Below are 20,061 nucleotides of genomic sequence, written 5' to 3'. Positions count from 1 at the left end.
TTCGAAGGCGTGGGTGGCGCCTTCGGCGTCTCCGGTTTCTCCGCGCCAGTAGGCGAGGTTGTTGCGGGTGGCGAGGGTGTCGGGGTGGTCGGGGCCCAGGATGCGTAGCTGGTCGGTGAGGAGTTCTTGGTAAGCGGCGGTGGCGCTTTCGGCGTCTCCGGTTTCTCCGCGCCAGTAGGCGAGGTTGTTGCGGACGGTGAGGGTGTCGGGGTGGTCGGGGCCCAGGATGCGTAGCTGGTCGGTGAGGAGTTGTTCGAGGGCGGTGGCGGCGCCTTCGGGGTCTCCGGCGCGGCCGCGCCAGGAGGCGAGGTTGCCTCGGGTGGTGAGGGTGTCGAGGTGGTCGGGGCCCAGGATGCGTAGACAGTCGGTGAGGAGTTGTTCGAAGGCGGTGGCGGCGCTTTCGGCGTCTCCGGTTTCTCCGCGCCAGGAGGCGAGGTTGTTGCGGACGGTGAGGGTGTCGGGGTGGTCGGGGCCCAGGATGCGTAGCTGGTCGGTGAGGAGTTGTTCGAAGGCGTGGGTGGCGCCTTTGGTGTCTCCGGCATGGCCGCGCCAGTGGGCGAGGTTGCCTCGGGTGGTGAGGGTGTCGAGGTGGTCGGGGCCCAGATGCCGGTGGGCGGTCTCGACCATGCGCTGCCAGTACGATTCGGCCTCGCTCACACGACCCACCTCGCCCAGACTTCTACCTGCGCGAAATAGCACCGCGTGGCCCTCCGGTTCCCACAACCACTCCTGGCTGCTACGCCCCTGCACCGCGTGGTGGCCGCCCAGAACGGTGGTGTTGCTGCGCAACTGCTGGGCCAGGGAGGTGTCGCGTTCGACCTCGGGCCATACCTGTAGGAGCGCGTCGGCCAGAGCTTTGACACTGTCCCCGGTGGGGCGGGTGGTGGTGTGCTCGCGGGTGGCGCGCTGGATCAGCTGGTGGGCTCCCACCAGCGTGCCGCCGGGTTCGGTGTGCTCTTGCTCCCGAAGCCGGACGTTGCGGGTGATGAGGTTCAGCCGGTGCAGGTTGGCCAGGGCCCGAAGTGCCTGGTCCTCGCTTAACGCGGGCGTGGCGAGTGTGGCGGATGTATGCCGGGAGGTGGTTCGGCCCAGGCCCAGCATGCGTTTCAGCCCTGCTCCCCAACGGGGTGTCCGCGGGACGGTGGCAGGGGAGATCGAGGGATTTTCGGTGCGCGTGCCGGGCGGCTGGTGTGTGGCGAGGTGTTCCAGGACGGCAGGGGCGGTCAGTACCTGCTGGGGGATGCCGGTACCGTCCAGGAGCGCGATGAGCCCCATCATGTGGCGTGCCAGACCCTGGGGTTGGAAGGTGTCGGCTTGCTGCAGCGACAGTTCCCAGGTGGCGGCGAGCGGGGTGGGGGTGTCCCAGTCGGGGAACACCCTGGCCAGGGTGCGCATCCGGTCGTGGAACACCTGAAGGTAGGCGTCGCAGCCCATACCGAGCTCGGCCATGTAGGTCACCGCCTGCCCCAGAGCCAGGGGGAGACGTCCCAGGTCGCGGGCGAGGGACTCCAGGTCGGCCGGGGTGTGCGCGATCCCTGCCTGGTCTAGGGCGTCTGTGAGAAAGGCGCGGGCCTCTTCAGGGGTGTAGACGTCCACGTCGATCAGGCGATGTCCCTGCTTTGTGAGGGAGTGGTCGCGTCGGCGGGTGGTGACCAGGACACGGCCGCGGGGCTGGTCGTGCGGGGGCCATAGATCCTGAACGGCGGCCAGGTCGGCCAGGTCGTCCCACACCACCAGCCACCTCCGCTTGGAGTGCTGGTGGGAGGACTGCAACCAGGTCAAGAACCGCTGCGCGGCGTGTTCGGGGTCGTCGGGAACGGTGGTGAACAGCTGTTGCGCGGCTTGGGCGTAGGCGAAGGTGATCTGGTCACGGGTGGAGGCGTTGGCCCATACCAGCAGATCCACACGTTCATCGGGGTCGGTGAGATCGCGCAGGGTACGGGCGTAGTGGGCCGCGAGCTGGGTTTTGCCGACCCCGCCGGTACCGGACAGGACTTGGCGCAGTACCACTGTGCCGAAGCCGCGCAAGGCCTCGTCGAGTTGGTCGGAGATGGACCGGTGCTGGTAGTGGGCTGCCTGCTCGGGGATCACGCCGATACGGATCGGCCAGCGAACCTCATGGCCCGCATGGTGCTGGTGGATGGTCACATCGCGGGCAGAACCGAAGGCGGCACTGCCGTACTGGGCGCCGACGCTTGGGGTCTGTGCGGCGGTGGGGGAGGCGGCGCCGGGGTCAGTCAGCTCTCGGTGCTGTTGCCCTGCCCCGGCCGGGAAGGGGAATTGAAGTTCACTCCGCCCGTGACGGTGCCTGCGGCGAAGGAACCGTCCTCGGCTTTGACGGTGACATTCCCCCCGGCGGTGATGCCGTGGTCCCCTACGGAGACGTTGTCACCGCCGCTCCGGGCATTGATTTCGGCGGCGAGGTCCAGAAGCTGTTGGGCGAATTGGTCGCGTTCGGTGCCGTCGAGTTCGTGGAGGAAGTCCTCAAAGCGGGTCCGCCAAGAGGAACGGAGCTCTTCCTGGTCCTTTGATGAAGGGGTGTCAGTGGTCTGGGAGAGCTCGGTGTGGCTTGTGTCGAGGTGTTTCAGCGCGATCTGGGCGCGGCGTTCACCGAAGCGCGTCAGCCACTGTTGGAGGGTGGGGCGGACCCCCTTCCACAGGCTGGTGCCGATGGTGGTGGCCAGGGCGGTGGCTCCTGCCGTGGCGGCTGCGGCGAGATCGACCATGGATGTGCCCTTCATTCTTCGGGAGGTGGGAAGAGTGGGTAGGAGCGGGGAGGTTTCTATGCAAGCACACGGATAATGCTGACGGTATGGGGTTTGGGGCGGTTCGGTCACGGATCGTTGACCAGGGTGCGCGGTAGCCAGGGTAGCGGCGCAGACCGGGCCGGCACGGTCCCTCTGACCGCTGGCGTCGGAGCGCCTAAGGGGCGCGCGGGGTAGGCCCTTGCCTCTCCCACGACGCGAAATGGGTTCCCGACAGCAGGGCAGACACCTCGGTGGTGCGTGCTCCGGGGAGTTCTACTACCTGGTCAGTACGGTGCGTACCTGGTCGAGCCTGGAAAACTGAGAACCAGTTCCTCTAGGGGCGCTGCCATGGTCGACGCTGACGCGTTTGCCTGGTGCGGCGGGGTACGAGATCGGCCCGCTTTGGGAGGAGTCAGGCGGGGCCATCTCTGGGCAATCTCTGAAGGTGGGGCAATCCGTTCACAGGGCCCGTCTTCAACTCTGGGTCCGGGTGTGTTCGGTTCGGGGAATGCTCGTATGAGGTGTCGAATCCCGGGGTGCAGGTGCGCTTCTTACTGAGTGAAGGGTAAGAACAGCCGTCACCTTGGAGGTGCTCGTGGACAAGTACGAACAGACCCGGTCCGCCTGTTGCCCTGGATCACTGAGCGGGGCAAGCCGATCCTCTACGGGCTGTGGGAACCGCAGGTGCTCGCCACCCACCACCTGCACTATGTCTTCTTCCTCGCCACGGGTGCGCGGCGGGCTCGTAGTCGGATGCTGAGCCTGTACTCCCACAGGGTGGGGTGGGCGGCGGCCCGGGTGTGCGGGGGCGCGAACGCCCCTGCACACTCTCACTCGGCAGGCCTCTCGGCCTGCCGGAAAGCCTTCCCAACAGCCCTGCCGTCATCAGATCAGCTTTGCTCTACCTCTGACTTGAGGACCATGACTGCGCCGGTGCTCAGGCCACCCGGGCTGTGCGAAGCGAGGTCAGCGATGCCCGGGCCAGACGGTGCCAGGGGTGGTGTCCATGGATGACGAACCAACGCACGGGGCGGACGGGCCTCGCGCGGCGCGCTCGGACGGCTCGGGCCCGGTGCGCGACGTGGCGGCCCGGAAACCGGCGCCGCGCAGACCGGGCGCGGGCGGGCCGTCAGGGGCCCACCGGCGCGCTGACGGCCCCACAACGCCCAAGGGCGGGGCGGCCGGGGGCTGGTGGGGGTACGCGGCCTGTCGGGGGCGGGATCCGGATCTGTGGTTCCCGGCCCAGGGCGGGTCGGTGCGTGCGGCCAAACGGGTGTGCCGGGTGTGTCCGGTGCAGCTCAACTGTCTGGCCGAGGCGATGCGCCGGGGCGAGCAGTACGGGGTGTGGGGCGGTGCTTCGGAGGAGGAGCGCCGCCGCTACCGGGTCGCAGTACGGGGAGAACGCGAAGGGGGAGTGCGTGGGCGAAACCGAGCGGCGTGATGAGGAAACCGAAGATGCCCAGCTGGAGCGGTTGCTGACGATCCCCGAGGCGGCGCGGGTGTTGGCGGTGCCCGAGTCCTGGCTGCGGGAACGGGTGCGGTTGCGCAAGGTTGCGCACCGCAGGCTCGGCAAGCATGTGCGCTTCAGTGTGAGTGACTTGGAGGCGATCGTGGACGGGGCGGCCCAGCACGCCCTCGCCCCCAGGCGAATGGCTCACCGGTGGAGACAAGAAGGGTAGGGAGGGAGCCGACAACGGGGCCGGTGGTGCGGATGCTGACCCGCGCCACCGGCCCCGTGCGTTCCTTCCCCTTGGGCTTTAGGAGATCAGGCGCAGGCGCTGCTCACCGCCGGGGTCGGTGCGCGGGACCGGGGGAGTGGGCGGGCCGTCGATGGCCTCGATCATGGTGTCGTCGATGTCGGTGACCAGGTGCCCGTAGCGGTCCATGGTCGTGGTGATCGAGGTGTGCCCCAGGCGGCGCTGGATTTTGAACACGTGCACGTCCTTCTCGATCAGCCACGCCACGTGGGTGTGGCGCAGGTCGTGGATACGCGGCTTCTTGCCCAGCCCGCGCCGTTGGGCCTCTTTGACACCTGGCGCCCAGCGGCGGCCGTAGAAAGAGGAATGCCGCCACCAAGACCCCAGGTCGGTGGTGAAGACGAACTCCTCGGGCTTCTTTCCCTCCAAACGGGGACGCAGCAGATCGATGGTGCGCGGCGAGAGCGGCAACCGCCGCCGGGAACTGCGGGTCTTGGACGCCCCTAGGTAGAAGGTGTTGTTCGGTCCGCGCTTCCAGGCCCGGCGCACGTCCAGGTGCCCGCGCACCTGCTGCTGTCCCTCGTGGTCGATGGTCGGGGTAAAGCTGACGTCGCGGACCTGCAGGGCGACCAGTTCGCTGTAGCGCATGCCGGTGCGCACGAACACCTCGACCATGTCGCGTACGTCAGGGTGCATCGAGTCCCGGAGCAGGGTGAACTCCTCACGGGTCAAAAAGCACATCTCGGTGTCGGCCTCGTGGTCGGCACGGGGTAGCCGGGTGCGGGCGGCGGGGTTGGAGGGCCGAATCGGCGGGTCCTCGCGTACGGCGGCCTCGCAGATGGAGAAGAGCAGCCCGTGCAGGTTGTGGATGAACTTGGCCGAGAGGGGTTTGCGTAGCCACCCGGGTTCCTTCCGGCGGCCCCGACTGGGGTTGGGAGTGCGGTAGGAGGCCTTGGGGTCGGGGAGGCCGGTGCGTAGCTGGTTGATCCAGGCGCGGACGTCCTTGGGTTTGAGCTGGGTGACGTCGCGCAGGTCGACCTGTCCGAAGTGCGGGATCAGGTGGAGTTCGAGTTCGCGGTGGTAGTCGGCGCGAGTGCGTTCCTCGATACCGGTCATGGAGTCGATGAGCTCGCGGGCGAAGTCGGCGAAGACGACGGGTTCGGCTGCGGGTTCCTCTTCTTCCTTGACCTTGATCCATCCACGGCCGGGGATCCACCCCGCGGCCCAGCCCTGGCGGGGGATCCAGTTCTCGGGCCAGTGGTGTCCGGCGTCCTCGACGTGGAGTTTGAAGGTGTGGGCGTCGGCGTGGGTGTCGAAGGGTTCGGACTGGGGCGGGCCGCCACGGGTGCCGCCGAGTCGCCATTTGACCCAGTAGCGGGTGCGTCCGTCGGACAGTGTGCGCTGGTTGATGGTTGCCATGGGTGGACCATCGCTTGGGTGTGGGCCAAAGCGAAGGGAACCCGCGAAGGTCCTCGAAGATCTTTACACAGGCCAGGACGGGTGACCGACGGATGTACTGATGCCCGTATGCGGCGGGTCTGTGTAGTTTCGGAGCGGGTCCGGGTCGGGGGTGCACGGCTGTGTGCCCCCACAACATCGGTGAGTGACGGGATGGGTGGTGGACACTCACCGGCCCGGGTTGTGGGTCCCGTGCACCCGCTGGTGCACCCCCGGCAACGCAAAAGCCCCTGACCACTTTGCGTTTCCGCTGGTCAGGGGCTTGAGCCTCTGGGGTGAGTGACGGGACTTGAATGCTGGTGGGGGAGTGGTGTGACCTGCGGTGATGCGAGAAGTCGCAGGTAGTGGGGGAGGTGTTCACCTGGTTGTGCCGGGTTGCCCCGCCTTCCGTAGGGAAGTGTGCACCCTCCGGGTGCACGTCTTAGACCGCGGTGGTGCACCCTGCAGGATGCACCACCGGCCGTACTTTTGTAGCTAGGGGAGAGGTAACTACGGCGCCAAGTTTTAGCTTTGTGGTGGCAAGAGATAATAATCTACGCTGTGCCCATTTCTTGCCTAAAATTGCAAATTTGAGTGATGTCCGCAATTTCGGGTCAGGTTTTTGCTGGTTGCTACGTTGTGATCAGATACTGGGTGCGTCATCGATGGCTATCACGGTGTCGTAGAGGCCGTAATGCCGGATTCCCTTATGGGAGTCGATGCCGGTGTAGGTCAAGGATGCGTCTTCGTACCGGCGGAAGGCGAAGACTGCCTGGTTCATGTGGGTGGCGTTAAATACTCCAAGATTGACCAGCAGATGGAAGTCGGCAACACTCAGTCCGGTCACAGTCTTGAACAGGTCGGGTTCGAGCTTGGTGATGACGTCTTGGAGTGTGTTCTCGCGGAAGTCGGTCAGGTACATGAACGCCGGGATACGAGTGGCGAACTTTACCAGCTTTTCCTGAATCTGCTTCCGCTTGGACTTGTACTCCTTTTCCTCGGACGTTAGCTCTTTCTTCTCCTGAGGGGTGAGGTCTTCGCCTTTCTCTTTCTTAGCATTTTTCACAGACTCGCTCTTGTTGACGACGGTTTCGAAGACCGATGATCCCAGGGTGCGGAAGCCTTCAATGTTCATTACCGCCTTCAATGCGGCCTGATTGCCCATGATGCGGCGTAGCGTGTCGTTGTCGACGTTGACGAGGATGGCGGACTCCCACTTGCGGGCCAAGAGCGTCGCTGATGTCCCGGCCATGGCGATGTCGAGGATGCCACCCGCGTCGACCTGGGTCATGTTCGACCCGTCGTACGCGAGTACCGGTAGGAATTTCACCAGCTCCTCAACCGCCTGCTCTGGGTTCGGAGTCTCCGGCGCCAGCCCAGCCCCGTAGTCGGAAATTTGACGCAGTGCCCTGGTGGGAGCAAAGTCGAACACAAAGCACACCGGCTTGAGTACGAGTTCCTCATCTGGATCGTTGCCGTCAGGGTTCTTGATCGACCACGGTGATTGCACCCGAAAAGCCGCCTGAAAGTACGTCTCCGGGGAGTTAAGGTTTCGGAGCATCAGGATCGAAGACCACTGCTTGACTGTGACACCGGTGGTGAGCTTCCCGCATGACAGAGTGATGGTCTTGGTGTCATGACCATCGCAGATGGCCTCGCGCACCGGTGGCAGGGCGTCGAGCCCAATTCCTGCGTGAGGGCCTGCGACGATGAGCACCTGGTAGTCATGCCAGAACACGTTGTGCCGCTCAGCCAGTAGGTTGGCCATCGCTTCACAGGCGGCGACGTTGGGCAGGAACCAAAAGGAGTGCTGCAAGTACGGAAGCAAGCGCACGTCGGAGTATGGAAACGGTGGCCGGGCCCCCATTCTCATCGCGTCTACCTGGGTGGGAAGGTGGGCGCCACGGATGATGTCGAGCCACTTCTGCACATCCGTCTTGTGCGTGAACTCGGCGTCCTTGCCGGTGCCGGTGGCCTCGAAGAAGGCGTTCAGATCGAACTCGTCAAACTCGCCCTGACTGGCCACCGCGACCAACTCGTCGGGCATCTGGTAAGTGAACAGCCGCATCTCCGGTAGAGCCCCGTAGGGGTTCCACGTGCCGGGGTGGGCATCGGCATAGTCGGCCTTGGCGCGCTGCTCATCGGTGTAGGTCCAGTTAAAAATTTGTTCCTCGACGAATTCACCGTCGGCCAACGCCTTGAACGGGGTGCCCGAGAGGTACAAGTAGGCGCGGGTGGTGATGGGTAGGAATTCGTCCTCGTCGTGGCCTAGCTCGTCGAGTTCTTCATCGAAGGTGGCGAGGCCGTCGTGATACTCGGCGGCGAGTTCTTTCTTCTTGACCTTTTCGTCCTCACCCTCGAACAACTCTTGGGCGGACTCGCGCCAGGCGCCGAAGTGGTATTCGTCGAAGACCACGAGGTCCCAGTTGGCGGTGTGAATCCATTCGTTCTTCGCCTTGATGAGTCCGGTCTTTTTATCCCGGCCGAGTAGGTCTTGGAACGAACCGAAATACACCAGTGGGCGCGTACGGTCGGCAGTGTCAGGGCTTTCTCCTGTGGCAGTTGAGAGGTACTGCCATCCTTCGAAGTCGGCGTGGGATTCCAGGTCGGTCTTCCAGGCGTCTTCGACGGCGGGTTTGAAAGTCACTACGAGGACACGTTTGGCGCCTAGGCGCTTGGCGAGCTGGTAAGAGGTGAAGGTCTTACCGAACCGCATTTTGGCGTTCCACAAGAACCTTGGCACTGTTTTCGTACCTTCGGCCCAGATCGACTCGAAGTACTTCTGTGTCTTTTCGACGGCGCGAGCCTGCTCGGGACGCATCGGGAACGTCTCGTGGTGCGTGCCGGTCAGCTTCTGGCCGGTGCGCAGCTCGGTGATTGCGGTAAGTACATCTGCTGGGGTACAGCGCAACCACTCCCTGGCTGAGCCAAAGATGGGATTCTCAAATCCCTTCTCAATGAGGCGCTGGCGCACTTCGAAGTCACGGAATGCTGTGCCGTCATCGCGCTCTGCAGATTCGTTGACATGAAGGGTGTAGGACTGTTGCATCTGGCCCTGTGATTCGCGGATGCGAGCGTTGACGTTTGTCTTGGTGGTCTGGCCGACCTTGATGAGCCCAACATAATCGGCGGGTGGGTTGTTCGGTGTCCAGGCGTAGATACGCAGCCGTGCGGTGGGCTTCTCAGGGAGTAGCTCGCCGATTTCCTTACTCATCGCTGTGCTCACCGCCGTGGTTGACGAGGGTGTCGTCGTGCTCGGCGACCTGGGACTCGATGAATGCAATTTCCTCTGATGCAAGGTCGTAGCGTTCATAGAGCAAAGCGTTGGTCCAGTCTCGATCCAGGGGCACGTCCGGGACAAAGGCGTAGACATCACGTGTGGCGTGCTGGGTGGACTTGCGCAGGGAAACGAGGAAGCGTGCGAAGCGAGTTCGTAGGTACATGGCGTACCGGGTGGCTTCTTCTTCGGTAGAGAACTTGCCCGCAACCAAGTAGGTCTCGGTGCAAGCGGTGCCCGGACCGGCGATGATCGGTTTGGAAAGAAACTTTGTCTCAACAGCCGCGCTCGTGCCCTGCACCGCGGTCATGAGTACCTTCCACTCGTCGATCCAGGCGTGGTTGAGCGGAATGTCCGAGCGATCGACCCAGGTCACCTTGCGTGAGCCAAAGAGTTGAACGGGGTCTTTGAGTCCACGCTTCGTCGTGCTGCCGTGGAAGTTGGTCGGGAGGCCAAACGGTTTACGGCTCGAGACCCGGACATCCAGGGTTGGTTCGTGCTCGGCACAGACCTTTTCAAGGATGGGGATCGCCTCGTTGCGGCGGATAAGTACGTCGTAAGCATCGAGGTAGCGAGCAACAGGTTCGCCGATGGGTTGGCCGTCCCACATGGTCTGAACGGTGCAAGGGCCCTCGTAGTCGCGGTCCCACAGAAAGTAGGAGACGCCGCCCCTGATTTTCACGCCGGGGAAAGCTTCATAGAGCTTAGGGTAGTCCACGATGTTACGCATGCGATGGTCGCTGAGCATCGTCTTGCGGTACTCGTCGAGTCCCTTACCGCCTGCGAACCAGCGCGAAGGGGTGACAAAGACGGCAAAGCGGGGGTCAAGTCCTAGAGCTTTTTCGATGAACATCTGGTAGATCGGTGCCGCCGAGGTGCCGAACCCGCCGTCACTGAGCTGGTAGGGAGGGTTACCGATGATGACATCGAACTGCATGTCTTCTCCGAACAGCTCGGCAACGCGAGCTTTGATGTCGTCAGTGTGGATGAACGCGTAGGCGTGGGTTTCGAGTTCGTTTCCGCGTTCGTAATCGCCTTCGCCAGCCCCGCAGTAGATGCAGCGCCGATTGGTGTAGATGGTGACCTCGTCGCCGGTGAGAGGGTCAACGCGAAACTCGCGGGTGCCGTTCGTCCAGGTGTGCTCTGTACGTTCGAACCAAATGTTGCCGTCCTCGGTGGTCAAGGACTTGGCAATCGAGTGGGGGCCGTTGGCGTGCTTTGAGCAGTAGACGCTGCGTCGGGCCAGTAAACCGGTGAGCCTGGTGATGGCGATCCCGTAGACCTGCCGGGTGAGGATGTGATCGACGCGCTCTTCGAGGTCGGGGATGGTGGCGGCGAGGCCGCTAGTGAGGCGACGAACGATCTCGCGCAAGAACACACCGGACTTGGTGAACGGGTCGAGGAACCTCACATCCGGATCGGCCCAGATGTCTGCGCCGTTGTTGGCTTCAGACCAGGTCCTGGCGAGCAGGTCGAGCATCGCGCTGGCCATCTCTGGTGGGGTGAAGACCTCATCGTTGGAGAGGTTGGCGATACAGGTCAGGACGTCTGGGTTGTGGCTTCGCAGAGTGAAGGGTGCAAGGTTCATACCGCACTCACCTGCTCAGCGATCTGGTGGACGGTCATCGTTGGGTAGGTCTTGCTCGGAATGAAAAGGTCTTCGTCGTCAAGCTGGCCAAACAGGGTGCCCTCATAGGAGGCACGTTGGGTGAGGTCGTCGTAGCGGAAGTCACGTCGCTGGAATTTTCCCTTGCCAAGGTAGCCCCACTCGGGGAATGTGATTGGACGCCCACTTGGAACGGTCATGGTCAGGGCATCGCCCTGGACGATGTTCGTGGCAAGGACTGAGCGGGCCGCCCGAGCCCATTCGTCGTCTTCAGTGCCGAGGAAGGTGTTGAAGAGGTCAGCGAGGTTGTCTCGGCACTCTTGGGCGTTATCGGCGAGCAGTTCGATACCGTAAGTGCACATGAGGGCGAACAGGGCATAGTGGCGCTTTTCGAAGTCACTTTTGCCATGACGAAGCTGGACAGCGGTGAGCTTGCGAGCCAGAACCAGGAGCAGGAAGTTGCCGGAACCGCATGCCGGTTCGAGCACACGCGAGTCGATGCGCTCAGACTCCTCCTTGACGAGGTTGAGCATGTCCTCGACCATCCAGGCAGGGGTGAACACTTCACCATGGTCGGCGACGCGCTGCTTGGACTTGACCAGGCGCTCTACCTCATGCAGGCTCATCGCCACTCCTTCATTTTTTCGTGGTTCACATCAAGGTAGAGGCTTCTACTGACATACAGGAAACCCCTGGAACTTTCCTTCTGCTCATTGTCTCGCTCCGGTTCAGCGGCGGATCACGCTAGGCTCTGTGGGGTGACTGACACCTCGATTCGTACCAGGTTCGCGCCGTCCCCGACCGGTATGTTCCACGTGGGCAACGCCCGGTCTCTGCTGCTGAACTGGGTGGTCGCACGACAATCCGGCGGCGCCATGGTGCTGCGGATCGAGGACACCGACGCCGCCCGCTCCCGCCCCGAGTGGACTGAGGGCATCCTGGCGGCGATGGCTTGGCTAGGGGTGGACTCCACCCAGTACGTGGGCCCCTACTCCCAGACCGACTATGCGGACAAGCACACCGAGGCCGCCCAGCGCTTGCTGAATGAAGGGCTGGCCTACTACTGCGACTGCAAGCGCGAGCAGGTCCAGGCCCGCCGGGACAACCCCAACCTGGGCTATGACGGGTTCTGCCGGGAGCGCGGGCTGGAGTCCGGGCCGGGGCGGGCATTGCGCTTTCGTATTCCCGAGGGCGGTCCGACCGTGGTCGAGGACAAGATTCGGGGCCGGGTGGAGTTCCCGCACGAGGCGCTGGAGGACTTCGTCATCGCCCGTGGCGACGGCACTGCCCTGTTCGTCCTGGCCAATGTGGTGGACGACGTCGAGATGGGCATCACGCATGTCATCCGGGGCGAGGAGCACCTGTCCAACACCCCCAAGCAGCAGTTGCTGTGGGAGGCGCTGGGGCACACCGCGCCGGTGTGGGCGCACGCCCCTGTGCTGGTGAACGAGAAGCGCCAGAAGCTGTCCAAGCGGCGTGACAAGGTCGCGATGGAGTCTTATCAGGCCGAGGGTTTCCTGCCCGAGACCATGGTCAACTACCTGATGCTGCTGGGCTGGGCTCCGGGTGAGGACCGGGAGATCATGCCGATTGAGGAGATGATCCCGCTCTTCGACCTGGCTGACGTCAACTCCTCGCCGGCGTTCTTCGATGAGAAGAAGCTGCGGGCCTTCAACGGCGACTACATCCGCGCCTTGGACGTGGACGAGTTCGTCAAGCGCTGCGCCCCCTACCTGGAGGGTGAGGGGGTGCCGTGGCGGCCGGAGGACTTCGACTCAGGCGTGTTCGCGCAGATCGCCCCGCTGGTGCAGAGCCGGGTGGCGGTGCTCAGCGAGATCGTGCCCAACGTGGACTTCCTGTTCCTGGACTCGCCGGTCTTCGATGAGAAGAGCTGGGCCAAGGCCATGAAGCCCGGTATTGGTGCGGAGATGCTCACCGCCGCGATCGCCACCTACTCGGACGAGTCCTTGAACTGGGAGGCCGAGGCCCTCAAGGGAGCCCTTGAGCAGGCCGGGGCCGCCCAAGGGCTCAAGCTCGGCAAGGCTCAGGCACCGGTCCGAGTGGCGGTGACCGGTCGCACGGTCGGATTGCCGCTCTTCGAATCCCTGGAACTACTGGGTAGGGAGCGCACGCTGGAGCACTTGCGCGCGGCGCTGGAGCGGCTCAACTCCGGGCGGGTCGAGGCCAGCCGGGAGTCGCTAACCACGCAGACATGACTTTTAGCAGCTACGGACCTCAAGAAACGGCCACTGGTTACGTGCGGCGGTGCTGAACGCGGTGGCGGCTGGTTCGACGCTGGTGAGTAGTGAGAGGAAGAGCGTGTGCGAGACCACCAGCAGAGTACCCTCCCGATCCACGAAGGTGGACAGCTGGGCGCGGGCACGCGCGGCCCGCTCGTTCAGCTCCTGTAGGGATTCTCCGTCCCCGTACCGGCTGGTGGGGTCGAGGGTTCGTCGTAAGCGCCACTGGGCGTAGTCCTTGGGGAACTCGTCGGGAGGTAATCCTTGGACCGCGGTGGGGCTGCGCCACTCCCGGAGGTCGGGGACGGGCTCCAGCAAGGGGAACCCGGAGCGCTGGGCTAAGAGTTCTGCGGTCTGGAGCGCGCGTGGCAGAGGACTGGAGACGATCGCGGCCACGGGTGGCAGAATCCGTGCGGCGACGATCGCCTCTCTTCGGCCCCGGGGCGAGAGTTCCGCGTCGTCGGGTGCGTGGTAGCCCGGCCGGTGCCCGACGTAGTGTCCGTGCCGCATGAGGTAGAGGTCAGCCAAGGACCCACCCTCCATCTACACGCAGTGTCTGACCGGTGATGAATCCGGCCTCGTCACTGGCGAGAAACGCGACGGCGGAGGCCACGTCCTCGGGCTGTCCGCGACGCCGTACGCACTGGCGGGCGAGTTGGCGCTTCTCCATGGCGACGGGATCAGGGACGACGTTGCCCTCGGCGGGCACTCGGATGGAGCCGGGCGCCACGCAGTTCACGGTGATGCCGTGTTCACCGAGCTCGCGTGCGAGCGCGCGTGTGAGCCCTTCGAGGCCGGCCTTCGCAGTGATGTAGTCGGCCAGTTCGCGGCGGCCCGTGTGGGCCAGGACGCTGCCGACCGTCACGATGCGGCCGTGGCCGCGGGCGACCATCGCCGGGACGGCGGCCTGGGCCAGTAGGTGGTGGGCGGTCAGGTTGAGGGACAGGCACTCGTCCCAGCGGCCCGGCGTGAGGTCCGCGTGGGGTGTCCGGGGGTAGTCTCCGGCGGCGGTGACGAGGATGTCCGGTGCCCCCATCTGGTCGTGGACACGCTCGTAGAGGTCAGAGGCAGCGGTGGCCGAGCGCAGGTCCGCTGCGAAGGCTTCGGCTTCTCCGCTCATGTTCCTGATCTCCTGGGCGAGTTCACGGGCGTCATCGGGTGTGTCGAAGTGGGCCAGCGCCACACGGGCACCGGAGTGCGCAAGCGTGCGGGTGATGGCCGAACCTATGCCTCCGGTGGCTCCCGTCACCAGCGCCAGACGGCTGTTCAGTGGGTAGGGCACGAGGACTCCGTGAGGTTGAAGAAACTCCAGGGTGAGAAGTCGGGGGCCATGCACTGCGCGAGCTTGGCGAGCAGGTACAGCCGCTGTTCCGGTGCCAGTTCGGCCAGGTTGAACACGCCGATGATCCGCATCGCGAGGTAGGGGCGGAGGGCATCGGAGAGGGCGTGTCCGGGGAAGTAACGAGCGGTGAGCGGGCGGACGAGCCGTTCCCAGTAGTGGGACAGCGCCCGCCGTCGTGCGAGGGCGAGCCGGTCGGTGAAGCGGACGTGGACGGTGCCCGCCTGGAGGTGGGTACTGACGCGTGGCGTGTTCGCGGGAAGGCGGTCGAATGTGGCGGGATGCTGGGTGAATGCCTCCGGGTTGAGAGTGGGGACCAGCCATCCCCCGAGGACGGTCATGTAGAAGCTGAAGTTGGCGATCTCTCCCGCGATGGCGTTGCGCCCGGCGGTGTCGTAGTCGAGCCAGGCAAGGGGAACGGCGAGGTTTGCGTCGGTCGGGTCGCCCTGGCTGATCACGCTCCAGACGGGGGAGTCGAATGCGGTGCGGAGCCAGCGGAGCGTTCCGGACCAGTCGAGCTGGTAGTGGCTCCCGTTGACGTACAGCCCCGTCCGCGCCAGGTCACTGAATCTCGGCCCGTCCACGGTTCCAGTCAGCGGGAGGTCATGGCCGGCGTAGTAGTGATTGAGTCGCCCTCCGGGTAGCGCCCGGCCCCGGTAGAGCTTGCCGACCACGGCGGAGGGCGGGCTCAGCTCGGCGGTCTCGATGAAGACACGCAGATAGGTGCTGGTCAGTTCCCGCATGTAGCCGTCCAGGGGTGCGTGGTCGGCGGTGTCGGGGGTGTTGAGCAGGTCCAGGAGCAGCCCGCGGTCGGTGTCCACGGGCAGCCGCTCGTACACCAGGACGGTGCGGCCGAGGAGACGGGCGTGGTGGTGGAGAGCGGGCACCGGGTACCAGTCGCTCAGCAGACGGTGGCCGCGTACCTCGGCGCGGGCCTCGTCGTGGTCCGGCATGCGCTTGGCGATGAGGCGCCGTCGCGGGGTGTCGATCGGATAGAGCCGGTTGCGGGTGAACCTCAGCGGAGTCCCGATGCGTGGGAGCAGATTCAGTGCCCTCATGCGCCACTCCGTTCCAACGCAACTAGAGCGGTGTCCGCGAGGAGGTCCGGGGAGATCGCGGACAGCGGGGCGCGTCCGTTGTTGTCGGTGTCGTCCAATCCATCGCGTACCGGGCACATGTCCTGGCGGTGCATGCGTTCGGAGAAGGGAGTAGCGAGCGCGTGGTGATGGCCGAGACCGGTTCGCCATTTGCTGTGGGAGTGCCGCCCGTACAGCCCGATGACCTCGGCCCTGGCCGAGGCGAGCGCGGCCAGGTGGGTCAACCCGGTGTCGTTGCCCAAGACCACGTCGCAGCGGGCGAACAGGTCCATCAGGGTCGCCAGGTCGGCGCCCGTGACCGATTCGGTCTGGACGCCAGCCGCCTCTGCGGGTGGTCGGGGAGCCGTCTCTTCGTGGCCGGACACGAGGAGGAGCCGCACATGACGGCCGGACCGTTCCCCGATGATCCGGGCGGCGTCGGTGAACCGTGCGGCTCCGTAGTCCTTGCGGCCGGGCCAACTGGTCGCGGTGACGGCCGCGATCGTCAACGCCTCTCCAACGGGCTCAGCTGTATTGCGGGCCAGGGGCGGCAGGAATGGTGGCTCGCCCGGCAGCCGGAGGCCGATCCGCTCCTCCAACCTCAGGTAATAGCGCGCGGGCAGGTGGGTGTGGGCGCGTTGGCCGTCGTCGCGGCAGTGGGCCTGCTCCGGATAGCAGAGGAGGACGTGGTCGTCCTCGGTCGGCCGGGTCAGCTGCACACCGGGGTCGTCGCCGATGATGAGCCGTGGAGAGCAGCCGCGCGAACAGGCTGTGCTCGTTGTCGGGTACAGGCACCCGTACCGGCCCGACGAGCTGACCGGGACGGTACGTCCAAGCAAGATGAGCGCGTCGGTGACCGCGGCAACCGCACCGAAGGCGAGAAGCGAGTCACCCAGCTTGCCGTCAAAGGCCACCACGACCCGAGCGCATCGGTCCAGGGCACTTCGGAGCTCGGGGTCGGGTGCCTCGGGAAGGACGGCACCGACGGGCGTCACGGAGCGGTCATAACCGAGCGGGATGCTGAGTACCTGCTCGGGGGCGTAGGCGGTGTTTCCCCAGTGCCGGGTCACCAGGGGCACGACCGGGCTCATCCGTCCTGTCCGATCCGGGTGAGGGAGACGAGGGGCAGACCGGCCTCTTCGAGGATGGACCTTGCCTGGTACCGGGTGTCCTCAGCCAGGCACACCGCAGCGACCGGGTGCGCCCCGTGACGGCGTAGGGCCTGGGCGAGGTTCACCAGAGTGATGCCGGTCGTCACCTCGTCGTCGACCAGGACGTAGCCGTGCCCGGGAGCGATTCCGTAGGCGAACACGTTGGGGCGGTTGGCGTGGCCCTCGACGAAGTGAACGGCGCCAGGCAGAGGAACGCGCACCTTCCACGCGAGCTTGTACGGGAGGCCCGAGGCCATACTCACCGCGAGCGCCGGCACGATGCCGCCCGCGTCCAGACCGAGGACCGCGTCGACGCCTGAGACGGCAGGAACCGTGCGGCGCAGAGCTCCCCACAACAGATGTCCTGCAGCGGAGAGTTGGTCCGGGGAGACCGCTGACCGGGCGCCGTCGAGATCGTGCACCACCCGTTCGGGCCGGCTGCTCGGCCCCGCGTCCAGCCGCGCCACGACCTCGGCGTGAAAGCCCGTGCTCTGGGTGACCGCTTCCATGGTCTTCCTCTCGTTAGGCCGCTCTCAGGCGGCACACTGTCGTTCGTGCCAGGTGAGCAGCCGGTCCACGGCCGTCTCGATCGCGCCGAGCACCCGGGCTCGGTCCGTGTCCTCCCGATGGGCGGAGACGACCGCGGCCAGGGGAGGGAGATCGAGAGGGCCGAGCCCGGGCAGCCGTCGAACGGCCTCGGGAACGATGTCGTCGCCGCTCACCCATACCGACTGCTCCCGCAGGAGAAGGCGGCAGAGCAGGACCAGGTGCTTGTAGAGCGGGCGGACACGGCCGTGCCCGGGATCGTGGCGCAGCCGTCGCGTGGTCGCGACCGCGTCGGCCAGGGCGGCGGGAGTACCGCGCTCCACCTCCCTGCGTGAGACCACCGGCAACCGCAGGCCGGGGCCGGCCAGAAGCGCGGGGCTTCCTTCCTGGAGCATCACCAGGGCGGCGAGCACCCGATTGGGGAGGCGGCGCACCTGGGCCTCGGAGACGGGCAGGACCGTCGCGCCCAGGTGGATACCACCGCAGGCCAGGAGCGTCGACCGGTACTCGTCCATGGCTCGCATGACCCGTTCGCTGTGCCCGCTCTCGGTGATGGCGAGCAGGTCGACGTCGGACCACCCCTCCTCCCAACCGCCGTTGACCGCGCTCCCGGTCAACGCGACGAGGCACCGCTCGTCAGGCAAGGCGGACAAAGACTCCACGAGTCGGGAGGTCGCCCCCCGCACCGCTGTGGGCAGCCGGAGCTCCTGGGGTGGGATGGTCTTGACCCGTGCCGTGGTCGGAGGGCTGGCCAGGCGCCGAAGTCCGCCGTGCAGCCGGGTCACGCTGCCGGAGTTGTCCAGGACCTCATCAGCCGGGATCCGGTCCGCGCCCCGGCGGGTCTTGATCCGGTCCTTCTCCTCCAGGGCCTGCCGGTTACCTCCCGAGCGTGCCAGTCGCACCGCGAAGGGGACGTCGACGTAGACCACCCGTAGCCGCTCACCCATCAAGGACTTCAGAGCCGCGATCGACTCGGCCCTGTGCACGGACTCGATGGTGATCAGCTCGACGTCCACGTGAGCGTCAGCGAACCGGTTGAGCTCGTCCAGGAGCAGTTCCGCCTGACGCATGGGCGACAGGGCATAGGGATCGGCCAGGCCCTGACGGGCGGCGGCCTGGGTCAGTAGGAAGCCGATCTTGAACCGGACGGCGTCCTCGTCCCGGCTCAGGAAAATTCCCGATGTGCTCTTGCCGCACTCACTCAGGCCGCCCAAGGCGATGACCGGGGGCAGGTTGGGGTTCGGGGCGGGACGGGTGTCCGCGTGCATCGCCGTGCCGTAGAGCTTGAACCGTGCCCCGTCGGGCAGCCGCCTCCGACCGGTGACGACGTCTTCGGACAGGGACCCGAGCGCCTCGTGCAGGTCGTGGATCTGGGCTTGGACTCTGGCCACACGGGGCTGGACACCGGGGTCCTCGTCCGCCGCCAGCCGCGTGTGGTGCAGTCGCAGCACCGTCACCGACAGCCGGTCGACCGCGGAACTGAACGGCTCGGTGTGCATCGGCGCGGTCACGGCGGGGGCCACCGGGCATCCGGCGGCGATCACCTCGTCCAGGCGCTCGGCGTAGCGGACGCGGTCCATGTTGAGCTGGTCGATCACGCGCTTGCCGTCAGCTATCCGCACAGGGTCGGCCGCCTCGACGCGTACGCCGTCCTCGGCTCGCCACAGGCGGTGGTTGGTGCGGTGGAGTCCGCTGACAGCTTCGTCGAACCGGGTGCGTTCCTTGGCCGGGAGTAGAGCCAGTAAGGCAGCAAGGGGTTCGTTGAAGGGAAGAGGAGGAGGGTTCACGGCGAACATCCGTTCTTCGCGGGGTGGTTGATCGAGGGGGCGCTGACGTCGTGCGCGGTGAGGACTCTGCTGAGGAAGGCGTGCGTCGCGTCGATGCCGTGCGTCTGTCCGGAGACAACCTCGGCGAACACGCCTTGATGCGCCATGTGCAGGAGCACGCGGTGCAGACGCCGTTGGTAGTCGAGGTAGACGCCGGCCCACGGACGTCCCTCCCGCTGTTGGGCGATGCCGATGCTCTGCTCAAGGTCGAGCGCGGGGAGCAGCAGGATGGAGAGCTCCGGTGGGCGCGGTTCGTCCGTGTCCACCAAGGCGAGAACTCGGGTCCAGGCGGCTTCGACGGTGAGCGACTCCTTGACCGCGCAGGTCGCAACGGCCGTGGCGAGGAGCATGTACCAGCCGCGGTCCAGGAGTCCGATCTTTCCGGGAGGGCGGGCTCTGGTTCGGGCGGCGTGGCTGGAGAACAGCATGCGCGTCAGCTCCTCCGTGCTGGAGGTGGTGAACCACCAGGTGCCGTATCCCGGGCCCGAGACACGGGCCCAGGTGGCCGGATCGTGGCGGTGAACCGGACCCAGGTCGTGGAACCCGTGCCAGCTGTCCGCCAGCATGCGCGCCTGCGTCGACTTGCCGCTGTTGTCGGGGCCGTTGAGGCTGACGAAGTCGGTCATGGCGCCTCGTCCGCTGCGTCTTCCTCGTTCACCAGTGCCAGCAGGCCGTGGATGTTCGCCTGCGCGAATTCGGCGAGTCGGGGCGGTAGGAGACGGAGTCCCGCGAGGACGTCTCGTGTGGCGGGGACACGGGCCACTTCGTAGGTGCCGCGTCCGGGCTCGGTGAACTCGGTCCCGGTGCGGTTGGTGAGGTCCATGGAGGTCAACCGTGCGATGAAGACGTGTTGGATTCCGATACCGCCGGGGAGGTCGTCGGTGATGACGAGGACCTGGCGGATCCGGTCGATTCGACCGCCGAGCTCCTCCAGGACCTCACGGTGCAAGGCCGCCTCGACACTGATGTCCTTCGCCTCGACCCCGCCTCCCACGGCGACCCAGTAGGGCTCCTGTTCGGGTTTGGTACGCCTGATGAGCACCAGCCGCTGCTCGCTGTCGAAGAGGAGGACGCGAGCGCTCTGCTTCACGATCTCGGTCATGTTCACTCGTTCCACGT

17 protein-coding genes are annotated in these 20,061 nt (G+C 65.6%); 3 read left to right on the top strand and 14 right to left on the bottom strand.

Annotation, left to right across the window (positions count from 1 at the left end; translation table 11 throughout):
* A partial coding sequence (locus tag D451_RS0109960; protein ID WP_017534287.1) for a tetratricopeptide repeat protein occupies positions 1-2,091 on the bottom strand: 2,091 nt, incomplete at its 3' end.
* A gap of 146 nt (positions 2,092-2,237) precedes the next feature.
* Positions 2,238-2,726 carry a hypothetical protein gene (locus D451_RS27030; protein ID WP_017534286.1) on the bottom strand — a complete coding sequence of 163 codons (489 nt, stop codon included), beginning with the start codon at positions 2,724-2,726 and terminating at the stop codon, positions 2,238-2,240.
* A 1,027-nt stretch (positions 2,727-3,753) separates the two neighbouring features.
* On the opposite strand from D451_RS27030, the gene D451_RS27290 reads away from it, so the two are divergent.
* Together D451_RS27290 and D451_RS0109950 are read left to right on the top strand one after the other, a co-directional pair.
* Complete coding sequence (locus D451_RS27290; protein WP_081616070.1) at positions 3,754-4,188, top strand: WhiB family transcriptional regulator; 435 nt, start codon at positions 3,754-3,756, stop codon at positions 4,186-4,188.
* Positions 4,166-4,426, top strand: a complete 261-nt coding sequence (locus D451_RS0109950; protein WP_017534284.1) for a helix-turn-helix domain-containing protein — start codon at positions 4,166-4,168, stop codon at positions 4,424-4,426. Before D451_RS27290 ends, D451_RS0109950 begins: the two co-directional genes overlap by 23 nt.
* Before the next feature lie 78 nt (positions 4,427-4,504).
* Here the strand turns inward: D451_RS0109950 and D451_RS0109945 are convergent, their stop codons facing one another.
* The 4 genes from D451_RS0109945 to D451_RS0109930 all read right to left on the bottom strand — a co-directional run bounded on the left by D451_RS0109945 (position 4,505) and on the right by D451_RS0109930 (position 11,390).
* Positions 4,505-5,863: a tyrosine-type recombinase/integrase gene (locus D451_RS0109945; RefSeq protein WP_017534283.1), complete on the bottom strand. Its 1,359-nt coding sequence runs from the start codon at positions 5,861-5,863 to the stop codon at positions 4,505-4,507.
* Positions 5,864-6,524: 661 nt separating this feature from the next.
* Complete coding sequence (locus D451_RS0109940; RefSeq protein WP_026124959.1) at positions 6,525-9,095, bottom strand: DEAD/DEAH box helicase family protein; 2,571 nt, start codon at positions 9,093-9,095, stop codon at positions 6,525-6,527.
* On the bottom strand, positions 9,088-10,746 hold the full coding sequence (locus D451_RS26385) for an Eco57I restriction-modification methylase domain-containing protein (protein WP_036567898.1): 1,659 nt from the start codon (positions 10,744-10,746) through the stop codon (positions 9,088-9,090). The genes D451_RS0109940 and D451_RS26385 overlap by 8 nt, the downstream gene beginning before the upstream one ends.
* Positions 10,743-11,390 (bottom strand): N-6 DNA methylase, encoded by a 648-nt coding sequence (locus tag D451_RS0109930; RefSeq protein ID WP_017534280.1) that lies wholly within the window; start codon positions 11,388-11,390, stop codon positions 10,743-10,745. The genes D451_RS26385 and D451_RS0109930 overlap by 4 nt, the downstream gene beginning before the upstream one ends.
* Positions 11,391-11,522: 132 nt before the next feature.
* Between D451_RS0109930 and gltX the strand changes: the two genes are divergently transcribed.
* A complete protein-coding gene (gene gltX, locus D451_RS0109925) occupies positions 11,523-12,980 on the top strand; it encodes a glutamate--tRNA ligase (RefSeq protein ID WP_081616066.1) in 1,458 nt (485 codons plus the stop codon).
* A 3-nt stretch (positions 12,981-12,983) separates the two neighbouring features.
* On the opposite strand, the gene D451_RS0109920 is transcribed toward gltX, so the two are convergent.
* Genes D451_RS0109920 through D451_RS0109885 form a run of 8 tightly spaced genes read right to left on the bottom strand, consistent with a single transcriptional unit; the run spans position 12,984 to position 20,044 of the window.
* Positions 12,984-13,532, bottom strand: a complete 549-nt coding sequence (locus D451_RS0109920) for a histidine phosphatase family protein (RefSeq protein WP_017534278.1) — start codon at positions 13,530-13,532, stop codon at positions 12,984-12,986.
* Positions 13,525-14,286 carry an SDR family NAD(P)-dependent oxidoreductase gene (locus D451_RS0109915; protein WP_017534277.1) on the bottom strand — a complete coding sequence of 254 codons (762 nt, stop codon included), beginning with the start codon at positions 14,284-14,286 and terminating at the stop codon, positions 13,525-13,527. The genes D451_RS0109920 and D451_RS0109915 overlap by 8 nt, the downstream gene beginning before the upstream one ends.
* Positions 14,271-15,401: a hypothetical protein gene (locus tag D451_RS0109910; protein ID WP_017534276.1), complete on the bottom strand. Its 1,131-nt coding sequence runs from the start codon at positions 15,399-15,401 to the stop codon at positions 14,271-14,273. Before D451_RS0109910 ends, D451_RS0109915 begins: the two co-directional genes overlap by 16 nt.
* Complete coding sequence (locus tag D451_RS0109905) at positions 15,398-16,510, bottom strand: glycosyltransferase family 9 protein (protein ID WP_017534275.1); 1,113 nt, start codon at positions 16,508-16,510, stop codon at positions 15,398-15,400. The genes D451_RS0109910 and D451_RS0109905 overlap by 4 nt, the downstream gene beginning before the upstream one ends.
* Entirely contained in the window at positions 16,507-17,079 is a 573-nt protein-coding gene (locus D451_RS0109900; protein WP_017534274.1) for a phosphoribosyltransferase, read from the bottom strand. Before D451_RS0109900 ends, D451_RS0109905 begins: the two co-directional genes overlap by 4 nt.
* A 24-nt stretch (positions 17,080-17,103) precedes the next feature.
* Positions 17,104-18,912: a DUF4254 domain-containing protein gene (locus tag D451_RS0109895; RefSeq protein ID WP_017534273.1), complete on the bottom strand. Its 1,809-nt coding sequence runs from the start codon at positions 18,910-18,912 to the stop codon at positions 17,104-17,106.
* Positions 18,900-19,568 (bottom strand): hypothetical protein, encoded by a 669-nt coding sequence (locus tag D451_RS0109890; protein ID WP_017534272.1) that lies wholly within the window; start codon positions 19,566-19,568, stop codon positions 18,900-18,902. Before D451_RS0109890 ends, D451_RS0109895 begins: the two co-directional genes overlap by 13 nt.
* Positions 19,565-20,044: an NUDIX hydrolase gene (locus D451_RS0109885; RefSeq protein ID WP_017534271.1), complete on the bottom strand. Its 480-nt coding sequence runs from the start codon at positions 20,042-20,044 to the stop codon at positions 19,565-19,567. Before D451_RS0109885 ends, D451_RS0109890 begins: the two co-directional genes overlap by 4 nt.
* Positions 20,045-20,061 lie beyond the last annotated feature (17 nt).

Origin of the sequence: Nocardiopsis alba DSM 43377 (genome assembly GCF_000341225.1) — a bacterium.
Lineage (GTDB): Bacteria > Actinomycetota > Actinomycetes > Streptosporangiales > Streptosporangiaceae > Nocardiopsis > Nocardiopsis alba.
The sequence above is the reverse complement of the archived record's forward strand: the minus strand, read 5'-3'. Positions and strand labels throughout refer to the sequence as shown.

Bases quoted from the DNA above. Each gene is read 5' to 3' on its own strand.
- D451_RS27030 (WP_017534286.1), bottom strand. From the start codon at position 2,726: ATGGTCGATCTCGCCGCAGCCGCCACGGCAGGAGCCACCGCCCTGGCC.
- D451_RS27290 (WP_081616070.1), top strand. From the start codon at position 3,754: ATGGATGACGAACCAACGCACGGGGCGGACGGGCCTCGCGCGGCGCGC.
- D451_RS0109945 (WP_017534283.1), bottom strand. From the start codon at position 5,863: ATGGCAACCATCAACCAGCGCACACTGTCCGACGGACGCACCCGCTAC.
- D451_RS0109940 (WP_026124959.1), bottom strand. From the start codon at position 9,095: ATGAGTAAGGAAATCGGCGAGCTACTCCCTGAGAAGCCCACCGCACGG.
- D451_RS26385 (WP_036567898.1), bottom strand. From the start codon at position 10,746: ATGAACCTTGCACCCTTCACTCTGCGAAGCCACAACCCAGACGTCCTG.
- D451_RS0109930 (WP_017534280.1), bottom strand. From the start codon at position 11,390: ATGAGCCTGCATGAGGTAGAGCGCCTGGTCAAGTCCAAGCAGCGCGTC.
- D451_RS0109910 (WP_017534276.1), bottom strand. From the start codon at position 15,401: ATGAGGGCACTGAATCTGCTCCCACGCATCGGGACTCCGCTGAGGTTC.
- D451_RS0109905 (WP_017534275.1), bottom strand. From the start codon at position 16,510: ATGAGCCCGGTCGTGCCCCTGGTGACCCGGCACTGGGGAAACACCGCC.
- D451_RS0109900 (WP_017534274.1), bottom strand. From the start codon at position 17,079: ATGGAAGCGGTCACCCAGAGCACGGGCTTTCACGCCGAGGTCGTGGCG.
- D451_RS0109895 (WP_017534273.1), bottom strand. From the start codon at position 18,912: ATGTTCGCCGTGAACCCTCCTCCTCTTCCCTTCAACGAACCCCTTGCT.
- D451_RS0109890 (WP_017534272.1), bottom strand. From the start codon at position 19,568: ATGACCGACTTCGTCAGCCTCAACGGCCCCGACAACAGCGGCAAGTCG.
- D451_RS0109885 (WP_017534271.1), bottom strand. From the start codon at position 20,044: ATGACCGAGATCGTGAAGCAGAGCGCTCGCGTCCTCCTCTTCGACAGC.